The sequence below is a fragment of the Cycloclasticus sp. genome, assembly GCA_040743155.1.
GTDB lineage: Bacteria > Pseudomonadota > Gammaproteobacteria > Methylococcales > Cycloclasticaceae > Cycloclasticus.
Genome location: JBFLJU010000001.1, coordinates 1,690,578 through 1,716,238, shown reverse-complemented (window position 1 = coordinate 1,716,238; position 25,661 = coordinate 1,690,578). Strand labels below are relative to the sequence as shown.

Here is a 25,661-nt window from a genome sequence, read left to right as displayed (position 1 = left end):
TAAAGAGTTAACGTAATGAAAATGAGAAGAGTGGTTAAATTAATTCCTTTACTAATGCTAGGTTCTGTCTTAACCGCTTGCGGCATGATGCCTGCGGTAGATGACGTCTTTGTCGATCAAAAAGAGGACTATAAAAGAGCGCATGAATTACCATCCTTAGAAATACCCCCAGGCTTATCTGGTGGCGTGATTAAAGATGAGTACGATGGTGGTACGAAAAGTACGGTTTCCGCGCCAACGGCTACTGCCGTCGTTGAAACAACGCCGTTGAGCGATAATCAACCAGAAGCGGAGTTAATAGCTAGCGGCGTAGACAGCCATTTGCTAGTGAGAGACAGTTTGCGTAATACGTGGCGTAAGACGATCGGTGTGCTTGAAGAACAGGGCTATGATATTGAAGATAAGAATCGCCAAACGGGTCAGGTGTATCTAAATATTGCCGAAGATGATAGTTCAAGCAGTATGCTTTCAAGTTTATCTTTCTGGAAAAAAGCTGACACCAGCGTGTATGTCCTAGTGTTACAGGCGGTAGAAAATGGCGTAGAAGTACGCGTGTTGGACGAAGAAAAAAACCGTATAGATAACAAGGTGTCTAAAGAAATACTGGCAGATTTATTCGCTCAGTTAGCACCGTGAGGTTTGCCTCCCTAGGCAGTGGTAGCCGAGGGAACTCAACGCTCGTTCAGTTCGGCGAAACGATGTTGATGATAGATAATGGCTTTTCTATAAAAGAAACCGATAAACGGATGGCACGGCTGGGCATAACTGGCGATGACATTAGCGCTATCCTTGTTACCCACGAGCACGGTGACCACGTAGGTGGTGTTGCCCGCTATGCGCGCCGTTATAATGTTCCGGTTTGGGCCAGTCATGGCACGGCCGCGATGATAAAAAACGTTGAAACGTTACACTGTTTTAATAGCCACAAGGTGTTTGAATTGGGCGATATCTCAGTGGAACCGATTTTAGTTCCGCACGATGCACGTGAACCAACACAGTTTGTCTTTAGCTCTAATAATTTAAAGCTCGGTGTGATGACGGATACCGGCTCTATTACGCCACATATGGTGGAGGCGTTAATGGACTGTGACGGTCTGCTACTCGAGTGTAATTATGATCGAGAGATGCTAATCAATGGTGCTTATCCCGAATCCTTAAAACGACGAGTGCTGGGCGATTGGGGACACCTAGATAATCAACAATCAATTGAATTATTACAGCGTGTGAATACAGACGATTTGCAACACTTAGTGCTGGCGCACGTCAGTGAAAAGAATAATAGCCATGAACTGGTCTTAGACAGTGTGAGCAGGGCTATAGGATGCGACCGAGCGTGGTTAAAAGTCATCGATCAAAATGATGGTTTGCCTTGGTGCACATTACAAACAAATATTAAAGTTAAAGAGACAATACATGCTTGAACTCATTGGCAGCAAGGCCTTATCTGCTTTCCGTCAGCAGCGTTTACTGAATAAACTAAACAAAGTCGTGCCTCAGGTAACGGCCATTCGTGCAGAATTTATACATTTTGCAGATGTATCGGGCAGTTTATCTGAGATGGATTTAGATAAGTTAAAGCAGCTGCTAACGTACGGACCTAAAAGTGAGGCGGTTGAACACCAGGGCGCACGCCTATTGGTTGCACCACGCGCTAGCACTTTATCACCGTGGTCGAGCAAGGCGACAGATATTGCCCAGCACTGTGGTTTAACTCAGGTTAAGCGTTTAGAGCGCGGTGTTGCGTATTACGTGCAAGGGGCATTAAACGATGCTCAATTAAGCCAAGTGGCTGAGCTACTTTACGATCGCATGACTGAGCGCGTATTGCGTGATGGTCGGCAGCCAGACGATATGTTTGAGCAGGCAGAACCTTCGGTTTTAGAATCAGTCGATATTTTAGCGACAGGCCGTCAAGCCTTGGTTGATGCAAACCAGTCAATGGGCTTGGCCTTATCAGACGATGAGATTGATTATCTGGTGGATAATTTTACCGCCTTGGGTAGAAACCCAAATGATATCGAACTGATGATGTTTGCGCAGGCAAACTCAGAGCATTGTCGACATAAAATTTTCAATGCCGATTGGCAGATCGACGGCGAAGAAAAACAGCAGAGTCTGTTCGGTATGATCAAAAATACCGCCGCTGAAAGCCCGAAAGGCATTATTTCAAAATACAGCGATAACGCCGCGGTGGCTGAAGGCAGTGATGCCGATGTAATGATTCGTGATCCGCAAAGCCGTCGCTACCATTTTGTGGAAGAGCATGTGCCGTATTTAATGAAAGTTGAAACGCATAATCACCCCACCGCCATTTCACCTTACCCCGGCGCGGCAACCGGTTCGGGTGGTGAAATCCGCGATGAAGGCGCAACCGGCCGTGGTTCACGTACCAAGGCGGGGTTAACAGGCTTTACCGTCTCGCATTTGAATATTCCTGGTTATGCACAACCTTGGGAACAAAGTATTGGCAAGCCGGAGCGTATCGCCTCAGCACTCGATATTATGTTGGAAGGCCCGCTAGGTGGCGCAGCGTTTAATAATGAATTTGGTCGACCAAACCTAACTGGCTACTTCAGGACCTTCGAGCAAAATGTACCCGGCAGCGAAGGCGCGAAGGCGCGTGGTTACCATAAACCAATTATGTTGGCTGGCGGGGTTGGCTCGGTACGCCCGATGCACGCTCTAAAACAACGCATTGAACCGGGTTCACCGATTATTGTCTTGGGTGGCCCCTCGATGTTAATCGGCTTGGGTGGTGGCGCAGCATCGTCACAAACCTCTAGCGAGGGCTCAGAAGATTTAGATTTTGCCTCGGTGCAGCGTGAAAATCCAGAAATGCAACGCCGTTGCCAAGAGGTGATCGAAGCCTGTAACGCAATGGGCGACAACACCCCGGTTATTTCTATCCACGACGTGGGTGCGGGTGGTTTATCTAACGCCGTGCCTGAAATTATTCACGATTGTGACTTGGGCGGACGGTTTGAATTACGTGATATTTTATGCGCAGATAGCAGTTTATCGCCGATGCAAATTTGGTGTAATGAATCTCAAGAACGCTATGTGATTGCGCTAAAAGCCGATCGTTTAGAAGAATTTAAGGCGATGTGCGCACGCGAGCGCTGCTTATTTGCCCATATTGGTGAAGCCACGGCAGATGAGCAATTGGTACTGAATGATCGTTTGTTTGATAATCAGCCGATTGATTTACCGATGTCCTTATTATTCGGTAAACCACCGAAAATGGAGCGTAGCGTTAGCCACGTGGCAAGCAATGTGCCGACGTTTGATGCGCAAGCCTTCGACCTAAAACAAGCCGCTTACCAAGTGCTGCGTTTCCCCGCGGTGGCCGATAAATCCTTTTTGATTCATATCGGTGACCGTTCGGTGACCGGCTTAGTGGCGCGAGATCAAATGGTTGGCCCTTGGCAAATTCCAGTAGCCGATGTGGCGGTGACTAACAGTGGTTTTAATCACTATACTGGCGAAGCGATGTCATTGGGTGAGCGCACGCCGTTGGCGTTGATTGATGGCCCAGCATCCGGTCGAATGGCGATAGGTGAAGCCCTAACCAACTTAGCAGCGGCAAGTATTAAAGGTCTCGATGAAGTTTGTTTATCCGCTAACTGGATGGCCGCTTGTGGCGAGCCAGGTGAAGACGCGAGCTTGTTTGATACCGTGCAAACCGTGGGTATGGAACTGTGTCCAAGTTTAGGCTTGGCGATTCCAGTAGGCAAAGACTCTATGTCAATGAGAATGTCGTGGAAGGAGCAGGGTGAGGAAAAAACCGTTAGCTCTCCGTTGTCGTTGATTATTACCGCCTTTTCTCCAGTTAAAGACGTACGTAAAACACTTACGCCGCAGTTAATATTAGAGCAAGAATCTAGCCTGGTATTGATTGACTTAGGTGCGGGTAAAAATCGCATGGGTGGGTCGGTATTAGCACAAACACAGCAAATGCTGGGTGAACAAGCACCGGATTTAGATAATGCGGAAACCTTCAAAGTCTTCTTCAATGGCATTCAGCAATTAAATGAAGACGGGAAATTATTGGCCTATCATGACCGTTCCGATGGTGGTTTATGGGCAACCGTAACAGAAATGGCCTTTGCCGGCCGTTGTGGCATTGAGTTAGAACTACAAGCAGATTTACTCGGTGGCTTATTTAACGAAGAGCTGGGCGCGGTTATTCAAGTTCGTAAGACGGATGAAGCAGCCGTTGTTGCAACTCTATCAGCAGGGGGCTTAGCTCAATGCGTGTCTGTTATTGGTTCAGTTAATCAATCGCAACGTATCGTCGTTAAACACGAGGGTAGCGTGTTGCTAGATGAGTCGCGTGCAGACTTACAACAAGCGTGGTCTGAAACCAGTTATAAAATTCAATCGTTACGGGATAACCCAAATTGCGCGCAACAAGAGTTTGATCGAATTAACAACAATGACGATAACGGTTTGTTTTCAGCGTTAAGTTTTGATCCGCAAAATAATATTGTTAAAGATTTAATTGAATCGAAAAGTCGTCCAAAAGTTTGTATATTACGCGAACAGGGCGTTAACGGGCACGTTGAAATGGCGGCAGCCTTTGATAAGGCAGGCTTTGAGTCCGTCGATATTCATATGAGTGAACTTATTTCAGGGCAAAAAGACCTCTCTGAATTTGTCGGTCTGGCGGCGTGCGGAGGCTTCTCATACGGTGATGTTTTAGGTGCTGGTGAAGGTTGGGCGAAATCCATCTTATTTAACGAGCAAGCGCGTACGACATTTAGCGACTTCTTTAATCGCCCAGATACGTTTGGATTAGGCGTGTGTAATGGCTGCCAAATGTTATCCAATTTGCGTGAACTTATTCCGGGCGCACAAGCTTGGCCGCATTTTGTAAGAAATGAATCCGAGCAATTTGAAGCACGAGTTGCAATGGTTGAAATTCAGCAATCTCCCTCTATTTTATTGTCTGGCATGGAAGGTTCACAAATGCCGGTTGCGATAGCACACGGCGAGGGTCGCGCGGAGTTCAAAAATGAAGGCGTAAAGGGCCATATCGCTCTGAGATACATCGATCACGAAGGTGAAGTAACGGAGCAGTTCCCGTTTAATCCGAATGGATCGGCGCAAGGCGTTACCGGCTTAACCACGGATGATGGTCGCTTTACTATTATGATGCCGCACCCAGAACGTTGCTTCAGAGCCGTACAAAATAGCTGGTCACCAGATGATTGGTCAGAAGACGGTGCGTGGATGAGAATGTTTAGGAATGCCCGTCAGTGGGTGGGTTAGTAAGCACTCGTTAGCGGATAAATTTTGCATTAAATAGAATAATGCGCAGAGGTGTTGGTTGGGGCTGAGGTTATGAAGCCCCGCATGCGATGTTTCGTTGACAGAGCGTGGCTTAGAGATCACGTAGGCGACGTTGATACTCTTCTTCGCTTATTTCGCCTTCCGCTAATCGTTTCTTGAGTGACTCGATAATGATAGATGGTGGTGCGGGGCTTTTTTTGCCCCTTTTATTCGCCCACTTAATTGCGAGCATAATGCCTCCAATAGCACTAGCCCAAAAGGCAAACATTGCCCATAACCCAAAGTCGTTAGAATCCATATTTTCTACGTTTCGTCATCGATGATGTAATGCTCACTTGCTAGGGTAAGCCTGATTGTATTTAAAAGTGTGCTTAATCAGCAATGGTGATTTTATTTTTGCCAGCAGATTTTGACTGGTACATGGCCTTATCTGCTCTTTTAATCAAACTGTCTTTACCTTCTTTAGAGCCATAAGTGGCAAGGCCAGCGCTAGTCGTTACATTAATAACGGCGTTGTCATCAGTTTTGAAGTCAACTTGTTCAAATTGAACTCGAATTTTTTCAACTACGGTGGCGGCGTGATTGGCGATAACAAAGGGGAATAAGATAATAAATTCTTCACCGCCGTAGCGAAAGGCTATATCAACCTGGCGGATATTTGTTTTTATAATTTTCGCAAACTCGGTGAGGATGAGGTTTCCAAATTGATGACCGTACGCGTCATTAATACCTTTAAAGTTATCTAAATCTAACATACAAATAGATAAAGTCTGACTGTAACGGTTACAACGGTCAATTTCTTCTTCTATTTTTACAAAGAAATGCCGAGGGTTAAATAATTGAGTTAAATCATCTAAGGTACTGAGTTCACGATATTTCTGTTGGCTAATAATTAATTCTAGTTCAGCGTGTTTTCGGTCGCTAATAATGGTTAACGTTTCAACGGCACCTATAATGTTGTTGTCAGTATCCAGTATGGGTGCTGCGGTGAACGAAAGCCATTCACCGCTACCCATTGCAGGGAAAAAATCTTCAGCTTCGTATGCGTTTTCTAGAACGTTAGACTTGTGAAATTTATTTGTATAAAAGCGTTCAACGGACTCATCTTTGGCGCCCTCGACGATAAGGTCGGACATGGTGGGACGAGGGTTAGGGTAGAATGGTTTCCATTGGTTTGTGGTGCCAATCATATCTTTAGCAAGTAGGCCTGACGCCTTCTCGATGGCTCTATTCCAATGCGTTATTTTATGTTCAACATTAATCGCAAAGGTTGGAATAGCAATGCTGTCTAAAACACTTGATGCTGCAAAAGTGTCATGTTTTTTTGATGACGTTACTTTTTTATTATGTTGGTTCATGGTTCATGAAAGTAAGTGTTTGCGACTTGATTATGCGCGTTCGGGCGAAGGATTCAAGTACAAATACAATTACTTACATCATTGCATGGCATTTTTTATATTTTTTTCCGCTACGACACCAACACGGGGAATTTCTCTTGAACGTAAGGTTAATGGCTTGGATGGCAGACTTACCATCTAGATAAAACCAAGTGCCATTTTCATTGGCAAATTGTGATGTTTCTCGCAGTTCATAAAACTGGTTGTTTTCATTAAAGAAAGCGGAGAATTCAACCATGCCGTCTGTATCTTCTTGTGATCCACCGGCTGTTCGATGAATGATCAGTTGAATCCAAGTGATGCCGCTTTGATCTTTTTTTAGCTCGGATATGTCGGTATTGTGTCGTTTAGACACGTGTTCCGTATCAACGATGTATTGAAATTTAGCGAGGTAAAAAGCACTAAAGCGTGAACGCATTAACTGTTCAGCTGTTTTAGGGCTAAGCCCTTTGCTAATGAATAAGCCGCAGCAATCATCGTACGGTCTTAAGGAACCACAAGGGCAATTGACCTTATTCATATTGGATATCAATGATGACGTAGCTGATCTTGCCAGCAGGCGTGGTGACGGTTACTTCGTCATCCAAGCGCTTTTTGAATAATGCCTTGGCAACGGGTGAGTCCATGCTAATGTAGTTCGCTTGCTGGTCGACTTCATCTGGGCCGACGATGCGGTAAGTCGTTTCATTACCTTCTTCATCCTCTAATGTCGTGATGGCGGAAAAGAAAATTTGATCTAAATTAGTTGGCTTTTCCGAAACCACTGTTAAATTCGGTAAGCGCTTTTGCAAGTATCGAATACGTCGGTCAATTTCGCGAAGCTCCTTTTTGCGGTAAATGAACTCGGCATTTTCAGAGCGATCGCCTTCTGCGGCGGCGGCAGATAAGGCTGTAACTACCGGACGGCGTTTGAGCCATAAGCTCTTTTCTTCGGCTTGTAATTGTTCGAAACCTTTTTTTGTAATGTAAGGTGATTTTGGCGGTGCAGGTGGGCGGTAACGACTCATAAGATAATGATAATATATGTTAAATTTTTGTTACATCAAATTATAAAACACAAACATGCTAAATATACCCGTTAGAGAAGGGGAACGTCCGGAAACGACTAACACCAATCCTCATGAGCAGTTGACGCAAAACCCTGATATTGAAATGCATCAACAATTTAAAGAACAGTTGTTTAAGCTAGATCATGTGTCTCGCAGGCCCAGTATTATTTCAGTGCCCGGTGCCGAGGCGCTCTGGTTGAATGAAGGTCAAGCGTGCAATTGCGCAGACAGTTTTATGATTGGCCGCGAGTTTGCACACGTTCACCCTGCCTATGACGGCAGCTTGCATATGGTTTTGTCAGCAGCGGATTTCCATCAGGTGATCGATAAACAATGGGGTGAGAAGCACCCATTGGCTGGAATGGGGCCAATTCCTGAAACGGTTGTGTTGGTGTACGGACCAAGAAATAGTGAAGAAATTGCAACGGTGTTAAGCATCGTTGAAGCGTCATTTAATAATGCAATTAAAAAAAACGAGAGGGGTGTATGAAACAAGAAGTATTAGAAATGGGCGACATTATTGAGCAAAGCCCACTCGGAACTTTTCAAAAAGTAGTCATGTTTTTTTGTGCCTTGGTTATTGTGTTTGATGGCTTTGATGTATTAGCGATTGCTTTTGCAGCGCCTGCCATCAGCGAGGCTTTGCAGATAGAAAAAAGTGAATTGGGTTTCGTTTTTTCTGCTGGTTTAGCCGGGATGATGATAGGTGCATTAATACTAGGGCCAATAGGTGATAAATATGGCCGGCGTAATGCTGTTATTGGTAGCGTATTTATATTTGGTTTATGTACGCTATTAACGGGCTTTGTTAAAACCTATGATGAATTACTGGTTTTAAGATTCGTTACGGGCTTGGGTCTAGGTGGTGCAATGCCAAATGTGACCGCGCTAATAACTGAATATGTATCAACTAAACACCGAAATTTGGCGGTAGCGGTTATTTTTTTAGGTATGCCAATTGGTGGTATCACCGGTGGCTTGTTAGCGGGCCAACTTATTCCAATGTTTGGTTGGTCATCCTTGTTTTATGTCGGCGGTTTAATGCCAGTAATATTAGCCTTTGTGTTACTGATATGGCTGCCTGAATCGCCGCGCTTTTTAGTTGAACACGCCAGTGATAATGATGATTTGTTGCGGAAAATAGCCCGTAAAATTGATTCTAATGAGGTGGTGTCTGATACATCAGTCTTTGCTCACCATATTGAGGAAGAAAAGCACTTTAGCGTTAAGGCCTTGTTTTTGGAGGGAAGGGCAAGAGATACCTTGCTGTTATGGAGTGTGTTTTTCTTTAATTTGATGGTTGCGTACTTTTTATACAGTTGGATTCCAACTTTGTTGGTTCAGGCTGGCTATGATTTAAGTCAAGCGACTATAACGGTGGTGGTGCTAAATATAGGCGGGGCGGTTGCACCGTTTGTATTTTCTAGGTTAGTCCGTGTTATAGGGACTAAAGCGTTACTATCAAGCTGCTTTGTCTTGGGTGGGGTCAGCATGATAGCGGTTGGTCAATTAGGCTCTTCAATAAACTTGGTGATGCTATTGAGTTTTTTTGCTGGGTTTTTTATCGTTGGAGGCCAGGTCAGTTTAAATGCATTATCCAGTTATATGTATCCCACGCATATTCGTTCAACGGGTGTGGGTTGGGCTCTTGGTGTTGGGCGTGCGGGCTCGATCATAGGCCCATTGGTTGCTGGCGCACTCGTTACCGCTTCGTTTGGGCTGAATATTAATTTCATTGTTTTTGGTGGCCTGTGCTTCATCACTGCAGCGGCATCATTTCTAATTCGTAATCATGAGAAGAAATCAATTTAGTACCTGGAAATATAACCAGCGCTTCCATAGCGCATTAAAGTTAGCAATAAGGGCTAATTGTATGCATAACGGAGAAAGTGGAGCTGCAGCTCCGTTTTATTCTGTGTGAAAGGATTTGCGGTAGGATAGGGTCTACAGAATAACCCCATGACGTATTAGGAAAACAAATGCTCATAAAAAAACCGGCCTTATTCAGTGAAAATGATATAACGCCCAAGGAAGATTTTTATAGTAGCCGCTCGCTCATATCTAAATCACGCCGACAGTTTTTGGCGCAGAGCTCAAGCATTATGTTAGCGAGTGGTTTGGCACCAAGCACCTTATGGGCAGGCAATAAAATAGAGAACTATAAAAAAAGTATTTTCTCGCTTAATGAAAAACTCACCCCCTACGAATATGTAACAACCTATAATAATTTTTACGAATTTGGCACGGCAAAAGGTGACCCTGCTGTTAATGCGCATTTGCTTAAAACTAAGCCTTGGAGTGTGACCGTCGAAGGTGAAGTAGGTAAACCGGGCATCTATAACTTAGAAGATATTTTGAAGCGCCAGCAGTTAGAAGAACGCATCTATCGTTTACGCTGCGTGGAGGCGTGGTCAATGGTTGTGCCGTGGATAGGGTTTTCTTTGTCTGAACTGATTAGACAAATGGAGCCAACATCGAAAGCAAAATACGTTGAATTTACTACCCTGTATGACCCTGAACAGATGCCAGGGCAAAAGCGCCGTACCTTAAAATGGCCCTATGTTGAAGGGTTGCGAATGGACGAAGCAATGAACCCACTCACATTGATGGCAACGGGGCTGTATGGAGAAGAAATGCCGAATCAAAACGGTGCACCGTTGAGACTGATTGTGCCTTGGAAGTACGGCTTTAAAAGTATCAAATCCATCGTAAAAATCAGGTTAACCGAACACATGCCAAAAACATCATGGAATGAGGGGGCTAAAAACGAATACGGTTTTTTTGCGAATGTGAACCCGCAGGTGCCTCACCCAAGGTGGAGCCAACGTCGCGAACGTATCATTGGTGCGTCATTGTTTACGCCCAAAAGGGAGACAGAAATATTTAATGGCTATGGTGAACAGGTGGCGAGTTTATACAAAGGCATGAACTTAAAAAAATTCTTCTAAAAGGCTATCAAGTCAGTGGCAAGAAAAAGGCTTTCTAAGACTCAATTAGCTGGTTTAAAAACGGTCGTTTTTAGTGTGTGTTTACTGCCGTCTTGTCTTATCACGTGGGATACGGTGAACAACTTACTTGGCGCAGACCCCATTCAAACACTACACTTTAGAACGGGTGATTGGACCCTACGTTTTCTGCTCATCACATTGGCTATGACGCCGTTACAACGCTTGTTGCATTCACCGGTGCCGATACGTTTCCGCCGCATGTTCGGCTTATTTAGTTTCTTTTATGCCAGTTTGCACATGCTGGTTTGGTTGGTGCTGGATCAGTCGCTTAATCTTGCTAATATGATCGAAGATGTGCCTGAAAGCCCCTATATTATTTTAGGCATACTTGCGTACTTATTACTGATACCGCTAGCAGTAACCTCGACGGCCGGCATGATGCGCAGGATGGGGAAGTCATGGTCCTCGCTGCATAAAGTTATCTATTTGGTGGGCATTCTGGGGGTTGTCCATTTCTTCTGGTTAACAAAACTAGATTACGTCGAGCCGTTAATTTACGCCGTCTTACTATCAATTTTGTTAGCCTTTAGGTGGCCAATGTTTAAGAAAATGTTTCAAGCCTTTTCGGAAAAGGCCTAATGATGTCAGATAGTTTCACGCCTGCTAAATGGTTATCGAACGGACATGTTCAAACGATGTGGCCCTTTATTTTTAGAAAGGTACCCAATTTAATTCGTCAAAGAGAGCGCTGTGTAACGCCCGATGACGACTTTTTTGATGTGGATTGGTACGGAGATGGCGAAAAAGGAATCGTTATCTTAATGCACGGTCTAACGGGGTGTTCTAGCTCTCATTATATTTTAGGCATGCAAGATATATTAACGCAGGAGGGCTATACAACGGCAGCCATTAATTTCCGTGCATGTAGTGGTGAACCCAACCTAAAAGCGGCAAGTTATCATGCTGGCTTTACGCAAGACATCAATCAACTGTATCAAAATATTCGAAATAAAAATCCACAAACGGCCATCTACACCGTGGGTTTCTCATTGGGAGGAAATATCATGCTTAAGTGGTTAGCCGAAAAAGCCAGCGAGTTAGACATAAGCGGGGCGGTCGCCATTTCCGTGCCGTTCAAGTTAGCCAATTGTGCGGATAGAGTTGATCAGGGCTTATCTAGAATCTATCGTTATCATCTAATTAGCGAGATGAAAAAGAAGTTATTAAATAAATTAAATTTCTTTAAAGCAAATAACTTGTTAAATGAGGCAAAGAAGTTGGAAGCTTTGGGTGATATTTCTTGGATAAAGTCATTCTGGGAGTTTGATGACCATGTTGTCGCTCGTCTACATGCCTTTGATGATGTGCATGACTATTACAAAAAAAACAGTTCGATTGGCTTTTTAAAAGACATCCAAACCAACACATTATTGGTTCAAGCAAAGGACGACCCATTTCTAACACCGTCTGTTATACCTGAGCTAGAATTGCTGTCGCCAACCACGCAATTAGAGGTAGTGGATAACGGTGGGCATGTGGGTTTTATAAGTCGATTAGAAAACGACGAGTTGGGCTTTTGGTTAGAGCAAAGAGTCCCTAATTTTTTGGATAGTTTGAAGAAACGATAAGGTTAGCGTGGAGCCAATGGGCGGATTCGAACCGCCGACCTACTCATTACGAATGAGGTGCTCTACCAACTGAGCTACATCGGCCAAAAGGACGTGAAAGTATAGGGAAATATTAAAGGAACGACAAGTTGTTTACTTATTGCGGACTTTAATGATTACATCAACGGATTGAAAGTCAGTTCCGGCTGGAAGTTTGGGCAGATTTTCGATGATGATGTCAGTATTTTTTATATCCGTTAATGTACTGGTGGCGGTATTATAAAAATGGTGGTGATGCTTGGTGTTGGTGTCGTAAAAAACTTTGTTGGGGTCGATAATGACTTCACGTAGCAAACCTTTATCGGCGAATAAGCCGAGAGTGTTGTACACAGTGGCTTTTGAGACGGGCTGATCCCCCTGATTGAGATTGGATAATATTTGATCCGCACTGACGTGTTGTTGCTTTTGGAATAAAAAATTTGCAATCTCAACACGCTGCTGAGTAGGCGTAATGCCATGTTCTCTCAGTAAATATTTAACAGACTGTATATTTGTTTTATTGACCATTGTCATCACCTTGATCCTGTTTTAGGAGTATAGCACAAGGTTTTTTGAGAACGTTATCGCATTATTTGGTAGGGTAAATGGTCAATTTTAGTGGCTCTGTTTAACACGATGTCCGCCATCAGTTCGGCGCTAGCCGGTGCTGTGACGATTCCGTTTCTGTAATGCCCTGCATTAAGGCTTAGGTTCTTGAAAGGCTCGACCCTACAAATATAAGGAATACTATCCGGTGAAGACGGCCTTAGCCCAGCCCAATGTGCGTCAGGCTCAATATTGGAAAGTGCGGGGTACAATTGTTGAGCAAAATTCCGTAATTCATTGAAGGCAACTTGGGTTGTTGTAGCATCAAATTCGGTATGTTCTCGTGTGCTGCCAACAACGACTCGGCCGTCTTTTCTGGGGATAATGTAGCGGTCACCATCCATCACCATGCAGAGGTTATGGGTATCAACAGGTGGAAAGCAAATCATTTGCCCCTTAACGGGATTAATAGTGGGTTGTTGAGCAATTTGGGGTACTAATTGTGGGCTCCATGCGCCACCACAAATAATGTATTCTTTGGCTTGGAGGGTGGAGTTATCCAGCTGAACGCCTGTGATCACGTTGTTTTTTATCAGTAATTTATTGGCTGCTTGACCGTTATAAAAAGTAACGCCGTTATCGGCGAGATACCGGTTCAGTGCCTTTAATAATTTATGTGGGCGAATGGTCGCCACATCTGCGCGATAAAGAGCGGGTTCGTTTAACGGCTTAAGATGAGAGAACTGTTGCTTGAGTTGCTCAACAGATAACATTTCATTTGGGGCATTGTGCTGTTGACACCATTGGGTGGCCTCTGTCATCTCGTCATCGTTTAACACCAACATGCCAGACAGTAGCCATTCGGGATCTATGCCTGTTTCGTCGTACATTTCGCTCGCTAGTTGCTGATATATTGCTTGGCTAGGCGAACTAATGGCATTAACCGGTTCAGAATAATGCCACGGACGCATCGGGGATAAGATGCCGCCAGCGGCCCAAGTTGCTTGTTGCCCGGGGCTGTTTTTTTCGACAATGGCAACGTTTTCGCCGCTTTTTTGTAGCTCTTTAGCGGTTAACAAACCAATGATGCCGCCACCAATAATAAGAAAATCGAACATGTAGGAGTTAAGTTTCAAAAACGCTCAGTATAGCGTAGTCTAATTCGGTATTTGCTGAGCCTTATCAGCTTTAATAGATGAAGTTAAAGGATGTGTGATGTTGAAAACGCTGTACCCCGAAATAGAGCCATTCGCGACGGATTGGCTTGAAACCGCTGATGGGCATGAGATTTACGTTGAACAAATAGGCAATTCAAATGGCCAACCAGTTATCTTCTTACATGGAGGGCCGGGCTCTAGTTGCAAAGATCATCATCGTTGTTTTTTTAACCCAGAAAAATATCATATTATTTTAATGGATCAACGTGGGGCAGGGCGTTCAAAGCCATCTGGCGAGCTACGCAATAATACAACGCAATATCTAATGGCTGATATGGAGTTGATTCGTCAGCGTTTAGACATCGAGCAATGGTTGTTATTCGGTGGCTCTTGGGGCGCTACATTAGCACTTTTGTATGCGCAACAGCATAATCATCGAGTCTCGGGTTTGGTATTGCGCGGAACGTTCCTAGCGCGCTCATGCGATGCAGAGTGGTTCTTTAAAGATGGTGGCGCTAATCAATTATTTCCAGAAGCATGGCAACGTTTTATCAAACACGTATCCAAACCAGAGCAGGAAAATTTGTTAGCCGCTTACCATCGACGGCTAAATAGTGACGACCCACAAGTGCAGCAAGCAGCAACACGTGAATGGGATGCATGGGGAGGCGCTGTGGTGTTGGGGGATGATTTTAATGCAGCTGAATTAGACGGTGACGTGCCAGAAACGGCGGTGGCGCAAGCGCGTATCGAAACACACTATGGAATGAACCGCTATTTTATTGAAGAGAACGAAATTATAAATAATGCCGCCAGTTTACAAAATATCCCCTGTACGATTATTCACGGTGAAAAAGACTTTATGTGCCCAATAGGATCATCCATAACGCTTTCAAAAGTGTTGCCCAATGCAACCCTTATTAAGCTGGTAAACTCAACGCACCTAGCGCACGGTGAAGAAATGATTGATGCCTTAGTGACAGCAACAGATTCCATTTTTAAAGGTTAATATTAAAGGTTGCTATCCTAGATAACTAATCTAATTTCTCTTTAACAGATTGATTTAGTTGCTTTAACTGGTTTTTGTATCACGATTTGTTAAATCACTATTTTTAAAAAGAACTGGAAATGGTTTTTTGGTGCGCCGTTAAACTTTCGCATATGTCGCTTTGCTTGAGTGCTGGTGAATTTATTAAGCGTTGCTTATCGGTGTTACTCAAAAAAATCCAAATGACCAAAGCTCTTTAATTTAACGGCATTAGCAAGTAAGGTGGTAAAAAGCCCAAAGCATACGGTTAAAAACAAATCATTTTAAATAACGGTATTAAGCGAGTTTAGGGCAGCAAGGAATATATGACCATGGCGACCAGTATTAGCAAGGCAAAGTTTTCCATCGGTGATGTAGTCCATCACCAACTTTTCGATTATCGCGGTGTTATTGCAGATGTTGATGCGACATTCCGGTCAACTGATGAATGGTACGAAACGGTTGCGAGGTCGCGTCCACCGAAAGATAAGCCTTGGTATCAGGTTTTGGTTCACGGTGCGAGCCATGTCACGTACGTGGCTGAGCAAAATCTAGAGCTTGATTTGAGTGGTGAGCCGATCAGGCATCCGATGCTAGCTGGGATCTTTTCACGCTTTGAAGGTGGTCGCTATATCCGTGAAGGCCGGGCCAATTAGTGATCCAACACATCAATAGAAAAGCTAATCGACTTTTCCATATCAAATGTTTCTAGCTATAGTTGTCAAAGTCTAAGGGCTTGAATGGAGAGCGTGTAGGTCGTTACTCAATAAATATTAAGATCGCTCGCTATTGCTTACTGGGCTGCGCAAAAGCGGCGAGTCGCTTTTGGTAAATAGCAGTTTTAGCTCAAATAATTAATTTAAAATAACTTCGAATTCTTGCTGTTTCTAAAGAGCAAGGGTTGTTCGGCGGGTTTTTCTGCCGTTGCGATTGCATCCGTCACGATGTGATGTTGTGGTGATAAATCACAAACGGGGTCAGCATTTGTTGCGTCGCCGGTAAGTAAAAATGCTTGGCAATGGCAACCACCAAAATCTTTGTCTTTTTCTGGACAGCTTCTGCAGGGTTCTTTCATCCAATCATCACCGCGGAAGTAGTTAAACGCGGTGGATTCGTTCCATATTTCGTTAATAGAGTAGTCGCGTACGCTGGGGCAATCGAAATTGGGTAATTGTCGTGCGGAATGGCAAGGCAGTGCTAGGCCATCAGGTGCTATTGTTAAGAAAGTGGTTCCCCAGCCGTTCATGCAGGCTTTTGGGCGGCCTTCAAAATAATCGGGAATCACGTAGTAAATCTTCATTTTTCCAGCTTGTGATTCTTGGTATTCCTTTGCTATCGCTTCGGCTTCTTTTAGCTGTTCTTGGGTGGGAAGCAGCTGGTCGCGGTTGTGTTGTGCCCAGCCATAGTATTGTGTATTGGCGAGCTCGACAAAATCAGCACCCAGTTCTATCGCCATCTCCAAAATGTCTTTCATTTGGTGGATGTTTTCGCGGTGTAATACGACACACAAGACCATTGGGTAGCCGTGTTTTTTGATTAACTTAGCGACTACTTTTTTGTGCTCAAAGCTTTCTGTACCGGCAATATAATCGTTCAATTCTTTGGAGCTGGCTTGTAAACTTATTTGAATATGGTCCAGTCCGGCTTCTTTTAATTCAATAATTTTAGCCTCATCCATGTTGTAACCGGAGGTGATGAGGTTGATGTAATAACCAAGATCGTGTGAATAACGCACCAGCTCAGTGAGGTCTTTTCTAACGAGGGGTTCACCACCTGAAAAACCGAGTTGAACCGCGCCCATTTCGCGTGATTGCTTGAGTACACGCTTCCATTCGTCGGTGTTGAGCTCGTTGGTGAAGTTAGCGTAGTCGAGCGGATTAGAGCAGTACGGACACTGCAACGGGCAGGCATAGGTTAGCTCGGCTAATAACCAGCGTGGTGGGCTAGGCGCTTTGAGTGATCCAGCCATTGCCGAGTGCCGTGTTTAAAAAATTGCTGATGTCATTTTTCAAGCCAGTCGCTGAGAATTTTTCTTCAAGAATGCGCACAATGTCGCTGAGTTTATTTTTGCCATCACATACTTGTAAAATTTCTGCTGAGCTTTGGTTAAGTTCAATAAGGCCTTCTGGGTAGAGTAGAACAAACATATTTTGCGCCTCTTCCCATTGCAGACGGTAGGTGGGCGAAAGCTGAAAAGCTTTGCTATTGTCTAAGCTCATGATTTTACCGTGAAGTAAGGCGGCATTTTATGCACGTAGGCCATGTGCATGGCATCGGCCATTGTCCAAAGTATGTCGAGCTTGAACTTTAGAATACCGAGCATTCTTTCTTGTTGCTCGCGTGTTTTGTAGTAATCAAGCGTGATGCGCAAACCGTGTTCAACGTCACGTCGTGCCTCAGAGAGTCTTTTTTGGAAATAAGTAAGGCCTTTTAAATCAATCCACGGATAATGCTCAGGCCAATTGTCTAGGCGCTGTTGGTGAATTTTAGGCGCAAATAACTCCGTTAACGACGAACTTGCCGCTTCGTGCCAATCGGCGCGTCGTGCAAAGTTCACGTAAGCGTCTACTGCAAAACGAACACCGGGTAGTACGTGTTCTTCTGACAATACTTCCTCGCGTGTTAAACCAACCGCTTCGCCGAGTTGCAGCCACGCTTCGATACCACCGATTTCTCCGGGTGCGCCATCGTGGTCGATAATGCGTTGAATCCACTGGGCACGTGTATCACGGTCTGGGCAATTCGCCATAATGGCGGCATCTTTCAATGGAATATTAATTTGATAGTAAAAACGGTTTGCCACCCAGCCACGGATTTGTTCTTTGCTTAGCGTGCCTTCGTGCATCATCACGTGGTACGGGTGGTTGATATGGTAAAAACGCTCCATATCACGAATGCGTTGTTCAAATTCTTGTGGTGACCACGGGGCTTTATCTGTCATGTTTACAGCTCGATATTCATATTGTCGTACGACACTTCAATGCCGTGTTGAGTCAGTATATCGCGTTCTTCTGATTCCTCGTTCAAAATGGGGTTGGTATTATTGATGTGGATCAGAATTTTGCGCGGTTTATCGAGCGTATCTAAGAACTCAATCATGCCACCTTCACCGGATTGCGGTAAATGGCCGATCTTTCTGGCGAGTAATGGGCGGCCAACCGAGGCCAGTTCATCATCTGTCCAAAATGTGCCGTCTACTAAGACGCAATTAGCGTCGCTCATAGCTTTTTCAACATGCGGTTCAATAACACCTAAACCAGGTGCGTAGAAGGTTGTTTTGCCCGTTGAAATTTGGCGAATAATCATGCCGATGTTATCGCCCTCGTGAGGGTCGTTCCTATGCGGCGAATATGGCGGTGCTTTGCTTTTAAGTGGTAGGGCGGTGAACTCTAAATCGTCTATGTTTGGGATGGTAAACGCGTCTCCGTTAAGCGGAATAGGGTGATCTTCCACACCACAAAAATGCTCTAGAATATTAAAAATAGGGAAGCCAGTCGAAAGGTCTTGTTTTACCATTTCGGTGCAGTAAACCGTCAACGGGTCACCTTCGCGCAATATCAGCAAGCCCGTTGCATGGTCGATTTGTGAATCGAACATCACAATCGCTTCTATGCCGGTGCCGCGGACTTTGTTCTTAGGATGGATTTCCGGAAAGTTTTCTAATTGTGCGCGCACATCGGGGGAGGCGTTAAATAACGCCCAATGCTCACCATCGGATGAGATGGCGATGGATGATTGATTACGAGTAGACGCTTTGATTGAGCCTTCTCTTACCGCCTTACAATTTGGGCAGCTACAATTCCATTGGGGGAAGCCGCCGCCTGCACCAGAACCTAAAACACGAATTTGCATAATGAGTAAATTTTTAAATATTGACAGAAATAAAAAAGGGGTTCCGATTGGAACCCCCTTTTCAACTGGAAATCTTTTATCTATCGGTTATAGATGTACATCGTTACTTCAAAACCGAAACGTAAATCTTTATATGTTGGTGTTTCCCACTTCATGATGTATCTCCTTCGATTGCATTTTTAATAGTTATTGAGACAGTTCTTCACTGAATTGGTTCCAAGTATAAGTTTTTTGGTGATGATTGCAAGTGCTTTAGGTCAGGCGTTGCTGGAGCAAGTGGGGCAATTAGGGTTGCGTGGCAACTGCATACTTTGCCATTCCATGGATAATCCATCGAGCAATAAAACACGGCCCTGTAATGATTCGCCAGCACCGGTGATGACTTTGATCGTTTCCAAGGCTTGCATGCTACCAATAATCCCAGTGATGGGTGCAATAACGCCATTTTCAGAGCAGGTTTGAGCAACACTGCCATCGCGAGGGTAGAGGCAGTTGTAACAAGGGCATTGTTCATCGCGTGGGTCAAAAACGGATATTTGCCCTTCAAAACGAATCGCAGCGCCTGAAACCAACGGTGTTTTAGCGGCAACGCAAGCATCATTGACAGCGAAGCGTGTTTCAAAATTGTCGCAACAATCCACAACAATGTCGGCCAGATGGACTTGTTCTAATAAGGTGTCGGGGGTAAATTTTTTATTAATTGTCGTTATATTAATGTGTGGGTTGATAGCATGAAACGTTTGCTTTGCAGAGTCTACTTTAGACATACCAATGCTGTTGCTTGTATGAGCGATCTGCCGCTGAAGATTGGAAAGGTCTACTTCGTCAAAATCGCTAATAACCAAATGGCCAACGCCTGCAGCGGCCAAATAGAGGCCCACTGGGCTACCTAATCCGCCCATGCCAATAATAAGAACGCGAGAATTAAGGAGTGCTTGTTGGCCTTCAATGTCGATTGAAGGCAGCATGATTTGTCGGCTGTATCTTAAGAGTTGTTCGTCATTCATGATGAATCTTTAAGGATATTGTTATGGCAATTATGGTAACCGAGTTTGATGATTATTAACCATAACTTTCACCGAAGAAGAATAAAAGCGAGGTCAGTTTCTTCGAATAGGCTCGTCTACTTGACACAACAGCATCTGTCGCTATTATTAGCAGTCTTAAAGAAAGAGTGCTAATAGTTTTAAGAGACATTAATTTTAAAGGTGTGGGGGGGTTGATTTAGTGATACATCGCCCCATATCTATTTTGCTAGCCGGAATGGCTATATCAATTTTAATAATAGGAGACTTAAAGAAATGAACTTACGTCCATTAAACGACCGCGTCATCATCAAACGCGTTGAAGAAGAAGCAGTTAGCGCAGGCGGTATTGTACTTCCAGATTCTGCAAAAGAAAAACCAAGCCGTGGTGAAATTATTGCCGTAGGTAATGGTGCGGTAAATGACAAAGGTGACTTACGTCCAATGTCTGTAAAAGTTGGCGACAACGTGTTGTTTGGCAAATATGCAGGCACGGAAGTTGAAGTAGAGGGCGACGAATTATTAGTGATGAGCGAAAGCGACGTCATTGCTGTTGTTGAATAAAAACACGAATTAATTAAGGAATATACAGATGGCAAAGCAAGTTAAATTTGGAGATGACGCACGCAGCTTAATGGTTGAAGGCGTTAATATACTAGCAAAAGCAGTTAAAGTAACATTAGGTCCTAAAGGCCGTAACGTTGTTTTAGATAAAGGTTTCGGCGGCCCAACGATCACTAAAGATGGTGTGTCTGTTGCGAAAGAAATCGAATTAAAAGACAAGTTCCAAAACATGGGCGCGCAAATGGTTAAAGAAGTTGCCGCTAAAACATCAGACGTTGCCGGTGACGGAACAACAACAGCGACCGTATTGGCACAAGCTATTTTGGTTGAAGGTATGAAGTCTGTTGCTGCGGGCATGAACCCAATGGATCTAAAGCGTGGTATTGATAAAGCAGTGGTTGCTGCTGTTGCAGCGATTGAAGAATTAGCCGTTCCTTGTGCAGACACGAAAGCGATTGCTCAAGTGGGTACTATTTCTGCTAACTCTGACGAGTCTGTTGGTGAAATCATCGCTGAAGCAATGGATAAAGTGGGCAAAGAAGGTGTTATCACCGTTGAAGAAGGTTCAGGTTTAGAAAATGAACTAGACGTGGTTGAAGGCATGGAATTTGACCGTGGCTACCTCTCTCCATACTTCATCAACAACCAAGAAAGCATGAGTGTTGACTTAGAAGAACCTGTGATTTTATTGCACGACAAAAAAATCTCAAATATCCGCGATTTACTACCAATTTTAGAAGGCGTTGCAAAAGCAGGCCGTCCATTATTGATTATTGCTGAAGATATCGAAGGCGAAGCGTTAGCAACATTGGTTGTTAACAATATGCGCGGTATTGTTAAAGTTGCGGCTGTTAAAGCACCTGGATTTGGCGATCGTCGTAAAGCAATGTTAGAAGATATCGCTATCTTAACTGGCGGTACAGTGATTGCTGAAGAAGTGGGCTTAACACTAGAAAAAGCAACCTTAGAAGACCTGGGTTCTGCAAAGCGCGTAACCATTACTAAAGACAGCACAGTTGTTGTTGATGGTGCTGGCCAAGCAGCTGATATTGAAGCACGTGTTGCACAAATTCGCACACAAGCAGAAGAAGCTAGCTCTGACTACGATAAAGAAAAACTTCAAGAACGCATGGCTAAACTAGCTGGCGGTGTTGCGGTTATTAAAGTAGGCGCGACCACAGAAGTTGAAATGAAAGAGAAAAAAGCTCGCGTAGAAGACGCGTTGCATTCAACTCGCGCAGCGGTTGAAGAAGGTGTGGTTCCTGGTGGCGGTACAGCGTTAATTCGCGTATTAGGTGCTGCGAGTGAAGCAAAAGGCGCTAACCACGATCAAGACATCGGTATTAAAATTGCGTTACGCGCAATGGAAGCACCGTTACGTCAAATCGTAACTAACGCAGGCGAAGAAGCTTCAGTTGTCCTACAAGCTGTTAAACAAGCCAGTGGCAACGAAGGTTACAACGCTGCAACCGGCGAATACGGCGACATGATTGCAATGGGTATTCTTGATCCAGCTAAAGTAACTAGAACAGCATTGCAAAATGCAGCTTCTATCGCTGGCTTGATGATTACTACCGAAGCCATGATTACCGATGAACCTGAAGAAGCTGGTGCAGCTGCTGGTGGTATGCCAGATATGGGCGGCATGGGTGGAATGGGCGGCATGGGTGGAATGGGCGGCATGATGTAAATCGACCTCCACGTCGTTAGATCTAAGAACCCCGCTTATGCGGGGTTTTTTATGCGCCTAGAGGAGGCGTGCTATTTTTTTTTAATGGACTACACTTACTAAAAAACATGGGTAATAAGGCTGGAAGCGATGCTAGAAGACAAACAAAGTGAAATGTACGGTTATTTGCTACATGATGATGCAGAGTCCTTTAATAAAGGTCGAGAAGAAGGAAAGGCGCTTGACCTAGTAAACGCTAAATTTCGTGCGTTTGACCTCAAAGGCGTGAACTTAAACGGTTTGGATTTATCCGGTGCTTATTTCAAGAATGCAGATTTAAGGGGTGCGGATTTACGTGATTGTAAACTAGAGGGCTGTAGTTTTTTCAATGCGAAAATCAGTGGCGTGTACTTTCCTAAAAATATTAGCCCTGAAGAAATAACACTTTCCTTAATGCATGGTACGCGCATCCGAATATCAGGTTAATTGAGCACGAGTTTCGCTTAATCAAAAATCCCGAGAGTGATACACTCTTCACCTTTAGAAGGCGATGGAAGAGGGTAGGTTATGGCGGGTCATAGTAAGTGGGCAAACATCCGGTTTCGAAAGGGTGCGCAAGACGCTAAACGCGGAAAACTATTTACTAAACTGATCCGTGAAATCACTGTAGCGACAAAAGCAGGCGGGCCAGATCCAGCTAACAACCCCCGTTTAAGATCAGCCGTTGATAAAGGGCTGTCTAACAACATGAAACGGGACACCATCGAAACAGCCATTAAAAAAGGCGATGGCTCGACTGATTCAGAAAACTTTGATGAAATTCGTTATGAAGGCTATGGCCCTGCGGGTACGGCGGTGATTGTTGATTGCTTGACGGATAATAAAAATAGAACGGTGGCTGAAGTGCGACACGCATTTAATAAAGCGGGTGGTAACTTGGGCACCAGTGGTTCAGTTGATTATATGTTCCAGAAACTTGGTGTCATTAACCTCTCTAGCGAGTTGGACGAAGATGCATTAATGGAGGCGGCATTAGAAGCGGGTGCGGATGATGTGGTGACGCATGATGATGGTTCGTTTGAAGTGCTAACTCAGCCTGAAGATTTTATGAAAATTCGTGATGCCCTCGTTGAGGCTGAGTTTCCTCATGAGCATGCAGAAGTGACTTTGCGCGCTGACAACCTGTCGCCAGTGAGTGCAAAAGATGCAGAAAAAATTCTGCGCTTATTGGATGTGTTGGAAGACTTGGATGATGTGCAAAACGTTTATTCAAATGCTGACTTTCCCAATGACATGCCAGAGCTGTCAGAGTAATTATGCTGCGAATATTAGGCATTGATCCGGGTTCTAGAGTCACGGGCTACGGTGTTATTGAGGTGTCCGGTAGAGAGGCCAAATACGTTGACAGCGGTTGCATTCGAACCGGCGGCGGCGACTTGCCCGACAGATTAAAAAAAATTTACTTAGGCGTGCGCGAAATAACCGACCACTATAAACCGCAACAAATGGCGGTTGAACAGGTGTTTATGGGGCGTAATGCTGACTCAGCGCTTAAATTAGGGCAAGCAAGGGCATCGGCTATATGTGCTGTATTTGATCACGATATTAGTGTTTTTGAATATGCCGCGCGTCAAATTAAGCTCGCAATAGCCGGTAAAGGAAGTGCGGATAAAACACAGGTTCAACATATGGTGAAGGTTTTGTTAAAACTACAAGGCGACCCGCAAATGGATGCGAGTGATGCGCTAGCGGTTGCGCTTTGTCACTTCCATACAGATCAAACAAATCAAACAACTTCAAGGGCGTTCGCATGATTGGCTTTCTAAGTGGTACGGTGCATGAAAAACAAGCACCGCATGTGATCATAGACGTAAATGGTGTGGGCTACGATATTGAAACACCGATGTCGAGCTTCTTTAATTTGCCCGGATTAGGTGAAAAGGTGTTGATGCGAACACACCTCGTGGTGCGCGAGGATGCGCATATCTTGTACGGCTTTTTAACCGAGCAAGAGCGGGCGTTATTTAGAAGTTTAATTAAGGTTAATGGCGTTGGGCCTAAGGTGGCGCTGGGTATTTTATCGGGCGTGAGTGTCGATGATTTTTGTTTGTGGGTGAGCGAAAATAACGTGGTTGCGATGGTTCGTTTGCCGGGTATTGGCAAAAAAACGGCCGAGCGACTTATCATCGATATGCGAGATCGTTTGCCAGAAAAAATAGCTGGCGACAGCAAGTTGGCTTCAGCCAGCTTAACGCAACAAGCCTCGCCAATTGATGAAGCCGTTAGTGCCTTAGTGGCATTAGGTTATAAACCACAAGATGCTGAGAAACGTGCGCGGGCCGTTGCGAATGATGATGCAAGCAGTGAACAAATTATCCGTTCTGCCTTACAATCAGCGGCAAAAAAATAAGAAGCCATAAGTATGATAGAAAGTGACCGACTCATTAGTTCTGATAACTTGCTTGATGATGAAGCAATAGACCGGGCTATTCGCCCTAAAACATTAGTAGATTATATCGGCCAGCCTGCTATTCGTGAGCAGATGGAAATTTTTATGTCGGCGGCAAAGGCGCGTTCTGAAGCCTTGGATCACGTATTAATTTTTGGCCCACCCGGTTTAGGCAAAACGACACTGTCGCACATTATTGCGCATGAAATGGGGGTGAATTTGCGGCAGACATCCGGCCCTGTTTTAGAAAAAGCCGGCGATCTGGCGGCGTTACTAACTAATCTTGAAGAAGGCGACGTATTGTTTATCGATGAAATACATCGTCTTAGTCCGGTGGTGGAAGAAATTCTCTACCCAGCGATGGAAGATTACCAATTAGACATTATGATTGGCGAGGGTCCTGCCGCGCGTTCTATTAAATTAGACTTACCGCCATTCACCTTAGTGGGCGCAACCACGCGGGCGGGCTTGCTCACCTCGCCCTTACGTGACAGGTTCGGTATTACTCAACGCTTAGAGTTTTATAATGATGCCGATTTATCGCATATCGTTCAGCGTTCAATGGATATTTTGGCGTTGCGCTCAGACAGTGATGGCGCAAGGGAAATTGCCGTAAGGTCACGCGGCACACCTCGAATTGCGAATCGTTTGCTCAGACGGGTGAGGGATTATGCGGACGTCAAAGGTGACGGCGTGATTACGGCCGATATGGCCAATAAAGCCTTAACGATGCTTGAGGTGGATAAGAGTGGTTTTGACAAGATGGATCGTCGTTTGTTAAAGACGCTAATAGAAACCTTCGATGGTGGCCCGGTGGGTGTAGATAGCTTGGCTGCGGCACTTAGCGAAGAACGCGGAACCGTCGAAGATGTGCTCGAACCGTACCTAATTCAAAAGGGTTACATTATGAGAACGCCGCGCGGGCGAATGGCAACACGTCATGCGTATGAACACTTAGGTTTAAAGGTGCCCAGTAAAAGCGATGCGGATGCAGAAAATGCTTCGTTTGACGCTGAGTAAGTCAATACACCTTAGTTGAC

General features: G+C 44.6%; 29 protein-coding genes and 1 tRNA gene. 17 read left to right on the top strand and 13 right to left on the bottom strand.

Annotated features, from left to right (window positions below):
* The first annotated feature begins 15 nt into the window (after positions 1-15).
* From bamC to purL, 3 genes are read left to right on the top strand one after another with little or no spacing between them, the layout of a single operon-like run.
* Positions 16-636: an outer membrane protein assembly factor BamC gene (gene bamC / locus AB1Y31_08230; GenBank protein ID MEW4983155.1), complete on the top strand. Its 621-nt coding sequence runs from the start codon at positions 16-18 to the stop codon at positions 634-636.
* Positions 633-1,421, top strand: coding sequence for an MBL fold metallo-hydrolase (locus tag AB1Y31_08225; GenBank protein MEW4983154.1), 789 nt, complete (start codon positions 633-635; stop codon positions 1,419-1,421). The genes bamC and AB1Y31_08225 overlap by 4 nt, the downstream gene beginning before the upstream one ends.
* Positions 1,414-5,271 carry a phosphoribosylformylglycinamidine synthase gene (purL, locus tag AB1Y31_08220; protein ID MEW4983153.1) on the top strand — a complete coding sequence of 1,286 codons (3,858 nt, stop codon included), beginning with the start codon at positions 1,414-1,416 and terminating at the stop codon, positions 5,269-5,271. The genes AB1Y31_08225 and purL overlap by 8 nt, the downstream gene beginning before the upstream one ends.
* A 112-nt stretch (positions 5,272-5,383) precedes the next feature.
* On the opposite strand, the gene AB1Y31_08215 is transcribed toward purL, so the two are convergent.
* From AB1Y31_08215 to greB, 4 genes are all read right to left on the bottom strand, one after another.
* Positions 5,384-5,590 (bottom strand): SHOCT domain-containing protein, encoded by a 207-nt coding sequence (locus AB1Y31_08215; protein ID MEW4983152.1) that lies wholly within the window; start codon positions 5,588-5,590, stop codon positions 5,384-5,386.
* Between the two features lie 73 nt (positions 5,591-5,663).
* Positions 5,664-6,650, bottom strand: coding sequence for a diguanylate cyclase (locus tag AB1Y31_08210; GenBank protein ID MEW4983151.1), 987 nt, complete (start codon positions 6,648-6,650; stop codon positions 5,664-5,666).
* Positions 6,651-6,723: 73 nt separating this feature from the next.
* Positions 6,724-7,209: a YchJ family metal-binding protein gene (locus AB1Y31_08205; protein ID MEW4983150.1), complete on the bottom strand. Its 486-nt coding sequence runs from the start codon at positions 7,207-7,209 to the stop codon at positions 6,724-6,726.
* Positions 7,202-7,696 (bottom strand): transcription elongation factor GreB, encoded by a 495-nt coding sequence (greB, locus tag AB1Y31_08200; GenBank protein MEW4983149.1) that lies wholly within the window; start codon positions 7,694-7,696, stop codon positions 7,202-7,204. The genes AB1Y31_08205 and greB overlap by 8 nt, the downstream gene beginning before the upstream one ends.
* 55 nt (positions 7,697-7,751) lie before the next feature.
* Here greB and AB1Y31_08195 point away from each other — a divergent pair, with 55 nt between their 5' ends.
* The 5 genes from AB1Y31_08195 to AB1Y31_08175 all read left to right on the top strand — a co-directional run bounded on the left by AB1Y31_08195 (position 7,752) and on the right by AB1Y31_08175 (position 12,314).
* A complete protein-coding gene (locus AB1Y31_08195; GenBank protein ID MEW4983148.1) occupies positions 7,752-8,228 on the top strand; it encodes a hypothetical protein in 477 nt (158 codons plus the stop codon).
* Positions 8,225-9,550, top strand: a complete 1,326-nt coding sequence (locus AB1Y31_08190; protein ID MEW4983147.1) for an MFS transporter — start codon at positions 8,225-8,227, stop codon at positions 9,548-9,550. Before AB1Y31_08195 ends, AB1Y31_08190 begins: the two co-directional genes overlap by 4 nt.
* A gap of 167 nt (positions 9,551-9,717) precedes the next feature.
* Complete coding sequence (msrP, locus tag AB1Y31_08185) at positions 9,718-10,686, top strand: protein-methionine-sulfoxide reductase catalytic subunit MsrP (GenBank protein ID MEW4983146.1); 969 nt, start codon at positions 9,718-9,720, stop codon at positions 10,684-10,686.
* Positions 10,687-10,800: 114 nt separating this feature from the next.
* A complete protein-coding gene (locus tag AB1Y31_08180) occupies positions 10,801-11,325 on the top strand; it encodes a protein-methionine-sulfoxide reductase heme-binding subunit MsrQ (protein MEW4983145.1) in 525 nt (174 codons plus the stop codon).
* Positions 11,325-12,314, top strand: a complete 990-nt coding sequence (locus tag AB1Y31_08175; protein MEW4983144.1) for a hydrolase — start codon at positions 11,325-11,327, stop codon at positions 12,312-12,314. The genes AB1Y31_08180 and AB1Y31_08175 overlap by 1 nt, the downstream gene beginning before the upstream one ends.
* A gap of 8 nt (positions 12,315-12,322) precedes the next feature.
* On the opposite strand, the gene AB1Y31_08170 is transcribed toward AB1Y31_08175, so the two are convergent.
* From AB1Y31_08170 to thiO, 3 genes are all read right to left on the bottom strand, one after another.
* Positions 12,323-12,398: transfer RNA gene (locus AB1Y31_08170), tRNA-Thr, on the bottom strand.
* A gap of 48 nt (positions 12,399-12,446) precedes the next feature.
* Complete coding sequence (locus AB1Y31_08165; protein MEW4983143.1) at positions 12,447-12,860, bottom strand: Fur family transcriptional regulator; 414 nt, start codon at positions 12,858-12,860, stop codon at positions 12,447-12,449.
* 53 nt (positions 12,861-12,913) lie between these two features.
* On the bottom strand, positions 12,914-13,996 hold the full coding sequence (gene thiO / locus AB1Y31_08160) for a glycine oxidase ThiO (GenBank protein MEW4983142.1): 1,083 nt from the start codon (positions 13,994-13,996) through the stop codon (positions 12,914-12,916).
* Between the two features lie 97 nt (positions 13,997-14,093).
* On the opposite strand from thiO, the gene pip reads away from it, so the two are divergent.
* Positions 14,094-15,044, top strand: a complete 951-nt coding sequence (gene pip, locus AB1Y31_08155; GenBank protein MEW4983141.1) for a prolyl aminopeptidase — start codon at positions 14,094-14,096, stop codon at positions 15,042-15,044.
* A gap of 350 nt (positions 15,045-15,394) precedes the next feature.
* Positions 15,395-15,718 (top strand): heat shock protein HspQ, encoded by a 324-nt coding sequence (hspQ, locus tag AB1Y31_08150; GenBank protein ID MEW4983140.1) that lies wholly within the window; start codon positions 15,395-15,397, stop codon positions 15,716-15,718.
* Positions 15,719-15,921: 203 nt separating this feature from the next.
* On the opposite strand, the gene pqqE is transcribed toward hspQ, so the two are convergent.
* The 6 genes from pqqE to AB1Y31_08120 all read right to left on the bottom strand — a co-directional run bounded on the left by pqqE (position 15,922) and on the right by AB1Y31_08120 (position 19,921).
* On the bottom strand, positions 15,922-17,031 hold the full coding sequence (gene pqqE / locus AB1Y31_08145; GenBank protein ID MEW4983139.1) for a pyrroloquinoline quinone biosynthesis protein PqqE: 1,110 nt from the start codon (positions 17,029-17,031) through the stop codon (positions 15,922-15,924).
* A complete protein-coding gene (gene pqqD, locus AB1Y31_08140; GenBank protein MEW4983138.1) occupies positions 17,006-17,281 on the bottom strand; it encodes a pyrroloquinoline quinone biosynthesis peptide chaperone PqqD in 276 nt (91 codons plus the stop codon). The genes pqqE and pqqD overlap by 26 nt, the downstream gene beginning before the upstream one ends.
* Positions 17,278-18,003, bottom strand: a complete 726-nt coding sequence (gene pqqC / locus AB1Y31_08135) for a pyrroloquinoline-quinone synthase PqqC (GenBank protein MEW4983137.1) — start codon at positions 18,001-18,003, stop codon at positions 17,278-17,280. The genes pqqD and pqqC overlap by 4 nt, the downstream gene beginning before the upstream one ends.
* Before the next feature lie 2 nt (positions 18,004-18,005).
* Positions 18,006-18,914 carry a pyrroloquinoline quinone biosynthesis protein PqqB gene (gene pqqB, locus AB1Y31_08130; GenBank protein MEW4983136.1) on the bottom strand — a complete coding sequence of 303 codons (909 nt, stop codon included), beginning with the start codon at positions 18,912-18,914 and terminating at the stop codon, positions 18,006-18,008.
* 80 nt (positions 18,915-18,994) lie between these two features.
* The gene (pqqA, locus tag AB1Y31_08125) at positions 18,995-19,069 is read right to left on the bottom strand and encodes a pyrroloquinoline quinone precursor peptide PqqA (GenBank protein MEW4983135.1); all 75 of its coding nucleotides are present in this window, start codon (positions 19,067-19,069) and stop codon (positions 18,995-18,997) included.
* Between the two features lie 102 nt (positions 19,070-19,171).
* A complete protein-coding gene (locus tag AB1Y31_08120) occupies positions 19,172-19,921 on the bottom strand; it encodes a molybdopterin-synthase adenylyltransferase MoeB (GenBank protein ID MEW4983134.1) in 750 nt (249 codons plus the stop codon).
* A 294-nt stretch (positions 19,922-20,215) separates the two neighbouring features.
* On the opposite strand from AB1Y31_08120, the gene groES reads away from it, so the two are divergent.
* The 7 genes from groES (at position 20,216) to ruvB (ending at position 25,641) form a co-directional block, all read left to right on the top strand.
* Entirely contained in the window at positions 20,216-20,503 is a 288-nt protein-coding gene (gene groES / locus AB1Y31_08115) for a co-chaperone GroES (protein ID MEW4983133.1), read from the top strand.
* Positions 20,504-20,531: 28 nt separating this feature from the next.
* A complete protein-coding gene (groL, locus tag AB1Y31_08110; protein MEW4983132.1) occupies positions 20,532-22,193 on the top strand; it encodes a chaperonin GroEL in 1,662 nt (553 codons plus the stop codon).
* 129 nt (positions 22,194-22,322) lie between these two features.
* Positions 22,323-22,658: a pentapeptide repeat-containing protein gene (locus AB1Y31_08105; protein MEW4983131.1), complete on the top strand. Its 336-nt coding sequence runs from the start codon at positions 22,323-22,325 to the stop codon at positions 22,656-22,658.
* A gap of 81 nt (positions 22,659-22,739) precedes the next feature.
* Positions 22,740-23,486 (top strand): YebC/PmpR family DNA-binding transcriptional regulator, encoded by a 747-nt coding sequence (locus AB1Y31_08100; protein MEW4983130.1) that lies wholly within the window; start codon positions 22,740-22,742, stop codon positions 23,484-23,486.
* Between the two features lie 2 nt (positions 23,487-23,488).
* On the top strand, positions 23,489-23,986 hold the full coding sequence (ruvC, locus tag AB1Y31_08095; protein ID MEW4983129.1) for a crossover junction endodeoxyribonuclease RuvC: 498 nt from the start codon (positions 23,489-23,491) through the stop codon (positions 23,984-23,986).
* Positions 23,983-24,582 carry a Holliday junction branch migration protein RuvA gene (ruvA, locus tag AB1Y31_08090; protein MEW4983128.1) on the top strand — a complete coding sequence of 200 codons (600 nt, stop codon included), beginning with the start codon at positions 23,983-23,985 and terminating at the stop codon, positions 24,580-24,582. Before ruvC ends, ruvA begins: the two co-directional genes overlap by 4 nt.
* A 12-nt stretch (positions 24,583-24,594) precedes the next feature.
* The gene (ruvB, locus tag AB1Y31_08085; GenBank protein MEW4983127.1) at positions 24,595-25,641 is read left to right on the top strand and encodes a Holliday junction branch migration DNA helicase RuvB; all 1,047 of its coding nucleotides are present in this window, start codon (positions 24,595-24,597) and stop codon (positions 25,639-25,641) included.
* Positions 25,642-25,661 lie beyond the last annotated feature (20 nt).

Coding starts and splice junctions, on each gene's coding strand:
- msrP (MEW4983146.1), top strand. CDS start 9,718: ATGCTCATAAAAAAACCGGCCTTATTCAGTGAAAATGATATAACGCCC.
- bamC (MEW4983155.1), top strand. CDS start 16: ATGAAAATGAGAAGAGTGGTTAAATTAATTCCTTTACTAATGCTAGGT.
- AB1Y31_08210 (MEW4983151.1), bottom strand. CDS start 6,650: ATGAACCAACATAATAAAAAAGTAACGTCATCAAAAAAACATGACACT.
- ruvA (MEW4983128.1), top strand. CDS start 23,983: ATGATTGGCTTTCTAAGTGGTACGGTGCATGAAAAACAAGCACCGCAT.
- AB1Y31_08195 (MEW4983148.1), top strand. CDS start 7,752: ATGCTAAATATACCCGTTAGAGAAGGGGAACGTCCGGAAACGACTAAC.
- pqqD (MEW4983138.1), bottom strand. CDS start 17,281: ATGAGCTTAGACAATAGCAAAGCTTTTCAGCTTTCGCCCACCTACCGT.
- AB1Y31_08205 (MEW4983150.1), bottom strand. CDS start 7,209: ATGAATAAGGTCAATTGCCCTTGTGGTTCCTTAAGACCGTACGATGAT.
- ruvB (MEW4983127.1), top strand. CDS start 24,595: ATGATAGAAAGTGACCGACTCATTAGTTCTGATAACTTGCTTGATGAT.
- AB1Y31_08190 (MEW4983147.1), top strand. CDS start 8,225: ATGAAACAAGAAGTATTAGAAATGGGCGACATTATTGAGCAAAGCCCA.
- pqqC (MEW4983137.1), bottom strand. CDS start 18,003: ATGACAGATAAAGCCCCGTGGTCACCACAAGAATTTGAACAACGCATT.
- groL (MEW4983132.1), top strand. CDS start 20,532: ATGGCAAAGCAAGTTAAATTTGGAGATGACGCACGCAGCTTAATGGTT.
- AB1Y31_08105 (MEW4983131.1), top strand. CDS start 22,323: ATGCTAGAAGACAAACAAAGTGAAATGTACGGTTATTTGCTACATGAT.
- greB (MEW4983149.1), bottom strand. CDS start 7,696: ATGAGTCGTTACCGCCCACCTGCACCGCCAAAATCACCTTACATTACA.
- AB1Y31_08165 (MEW4983143.1), bottom strand. CDS start 12,860: ATGGTCAATAAAACAAATATACAGTCTGTTAAATATTTACTGAGAGAA.
- groES (MEW4983133.1), top strand. CDS start 20,216: ATGAACTTACGTCCATTAAACGACCGCGTCATCATCAAACGCGTTGAA.
- pqqB (MEW4983136.1), bottom strand. CDS start 18,914: ATGCAAATTCGTGTTTTAGGTTCTGGTGCAGGCGGCGGCTTCCCCCAA.
- AB1Y31_08215 (MEW4983152.1), bottom strand. CDS start 5,590: ATGGATTCTAACGACTTTGGGTTATGGGCAATGTTTGCCTTTTGGGCT.
- purL (MEW4983153.1), top strand. CDS start 1,414: ATGCTTGAACTCATTGGCAGCAAGGCCTTATCTGCTTTCCGTCAGCAG.
- ruvC (MEW4983129.1), top strand. CDS start 23,489: ATGCTGCGAATATTAGGCATTGATCCGGGTTCTAGAGTCACGGGCTAC.
- pip (MEW4983141.1), top strand. CDS start 14,094: ATGTTGAAAACGCTGTACCCCGAAATAGAGCCATTCGCGACGGATTGG.
- pqqE (MEW4983139.1), bottom strand. CDS start 17,031: ATGGCTGGATCACTCAAAGCGCCTAGCCCACCACGCTGGTTATTAGCC.
- hspQ (MEW4983140.1), top strand. CDS start 15,395: ATGGCGACCAGTATTAGCAAGGCAAAGTTTTCCATCGGTGATGTAGTC.
- AB1Y31_08120 (MEW4983134.1), bottom strand. CDS start 19,921: ATGAATGACGAACAACTCTTAAGATACAGCCGACAAATCATGCTGCCT.
- AB1Y31_08175 (MEW4983144.1), top strand. CDS start 11,325: ATGATGTCAGATAGTTTCACGCCTGCTAAATGGTTATCGAACGGACAT.
- AB1Y31_08100 (MEW4983130.1), top strand. CDS start 22,740: ATGGCGGGTCATAGTAAGTGGGCAAACATCCGGTTTCGAAAGGGTGCG.
- thiO (MEW4983142.1), bottom strand. CDS start 13,996: ATGTTCGATTTTCTTATTATTGGTGGCGGCATCATTGGTTTGTTAACC.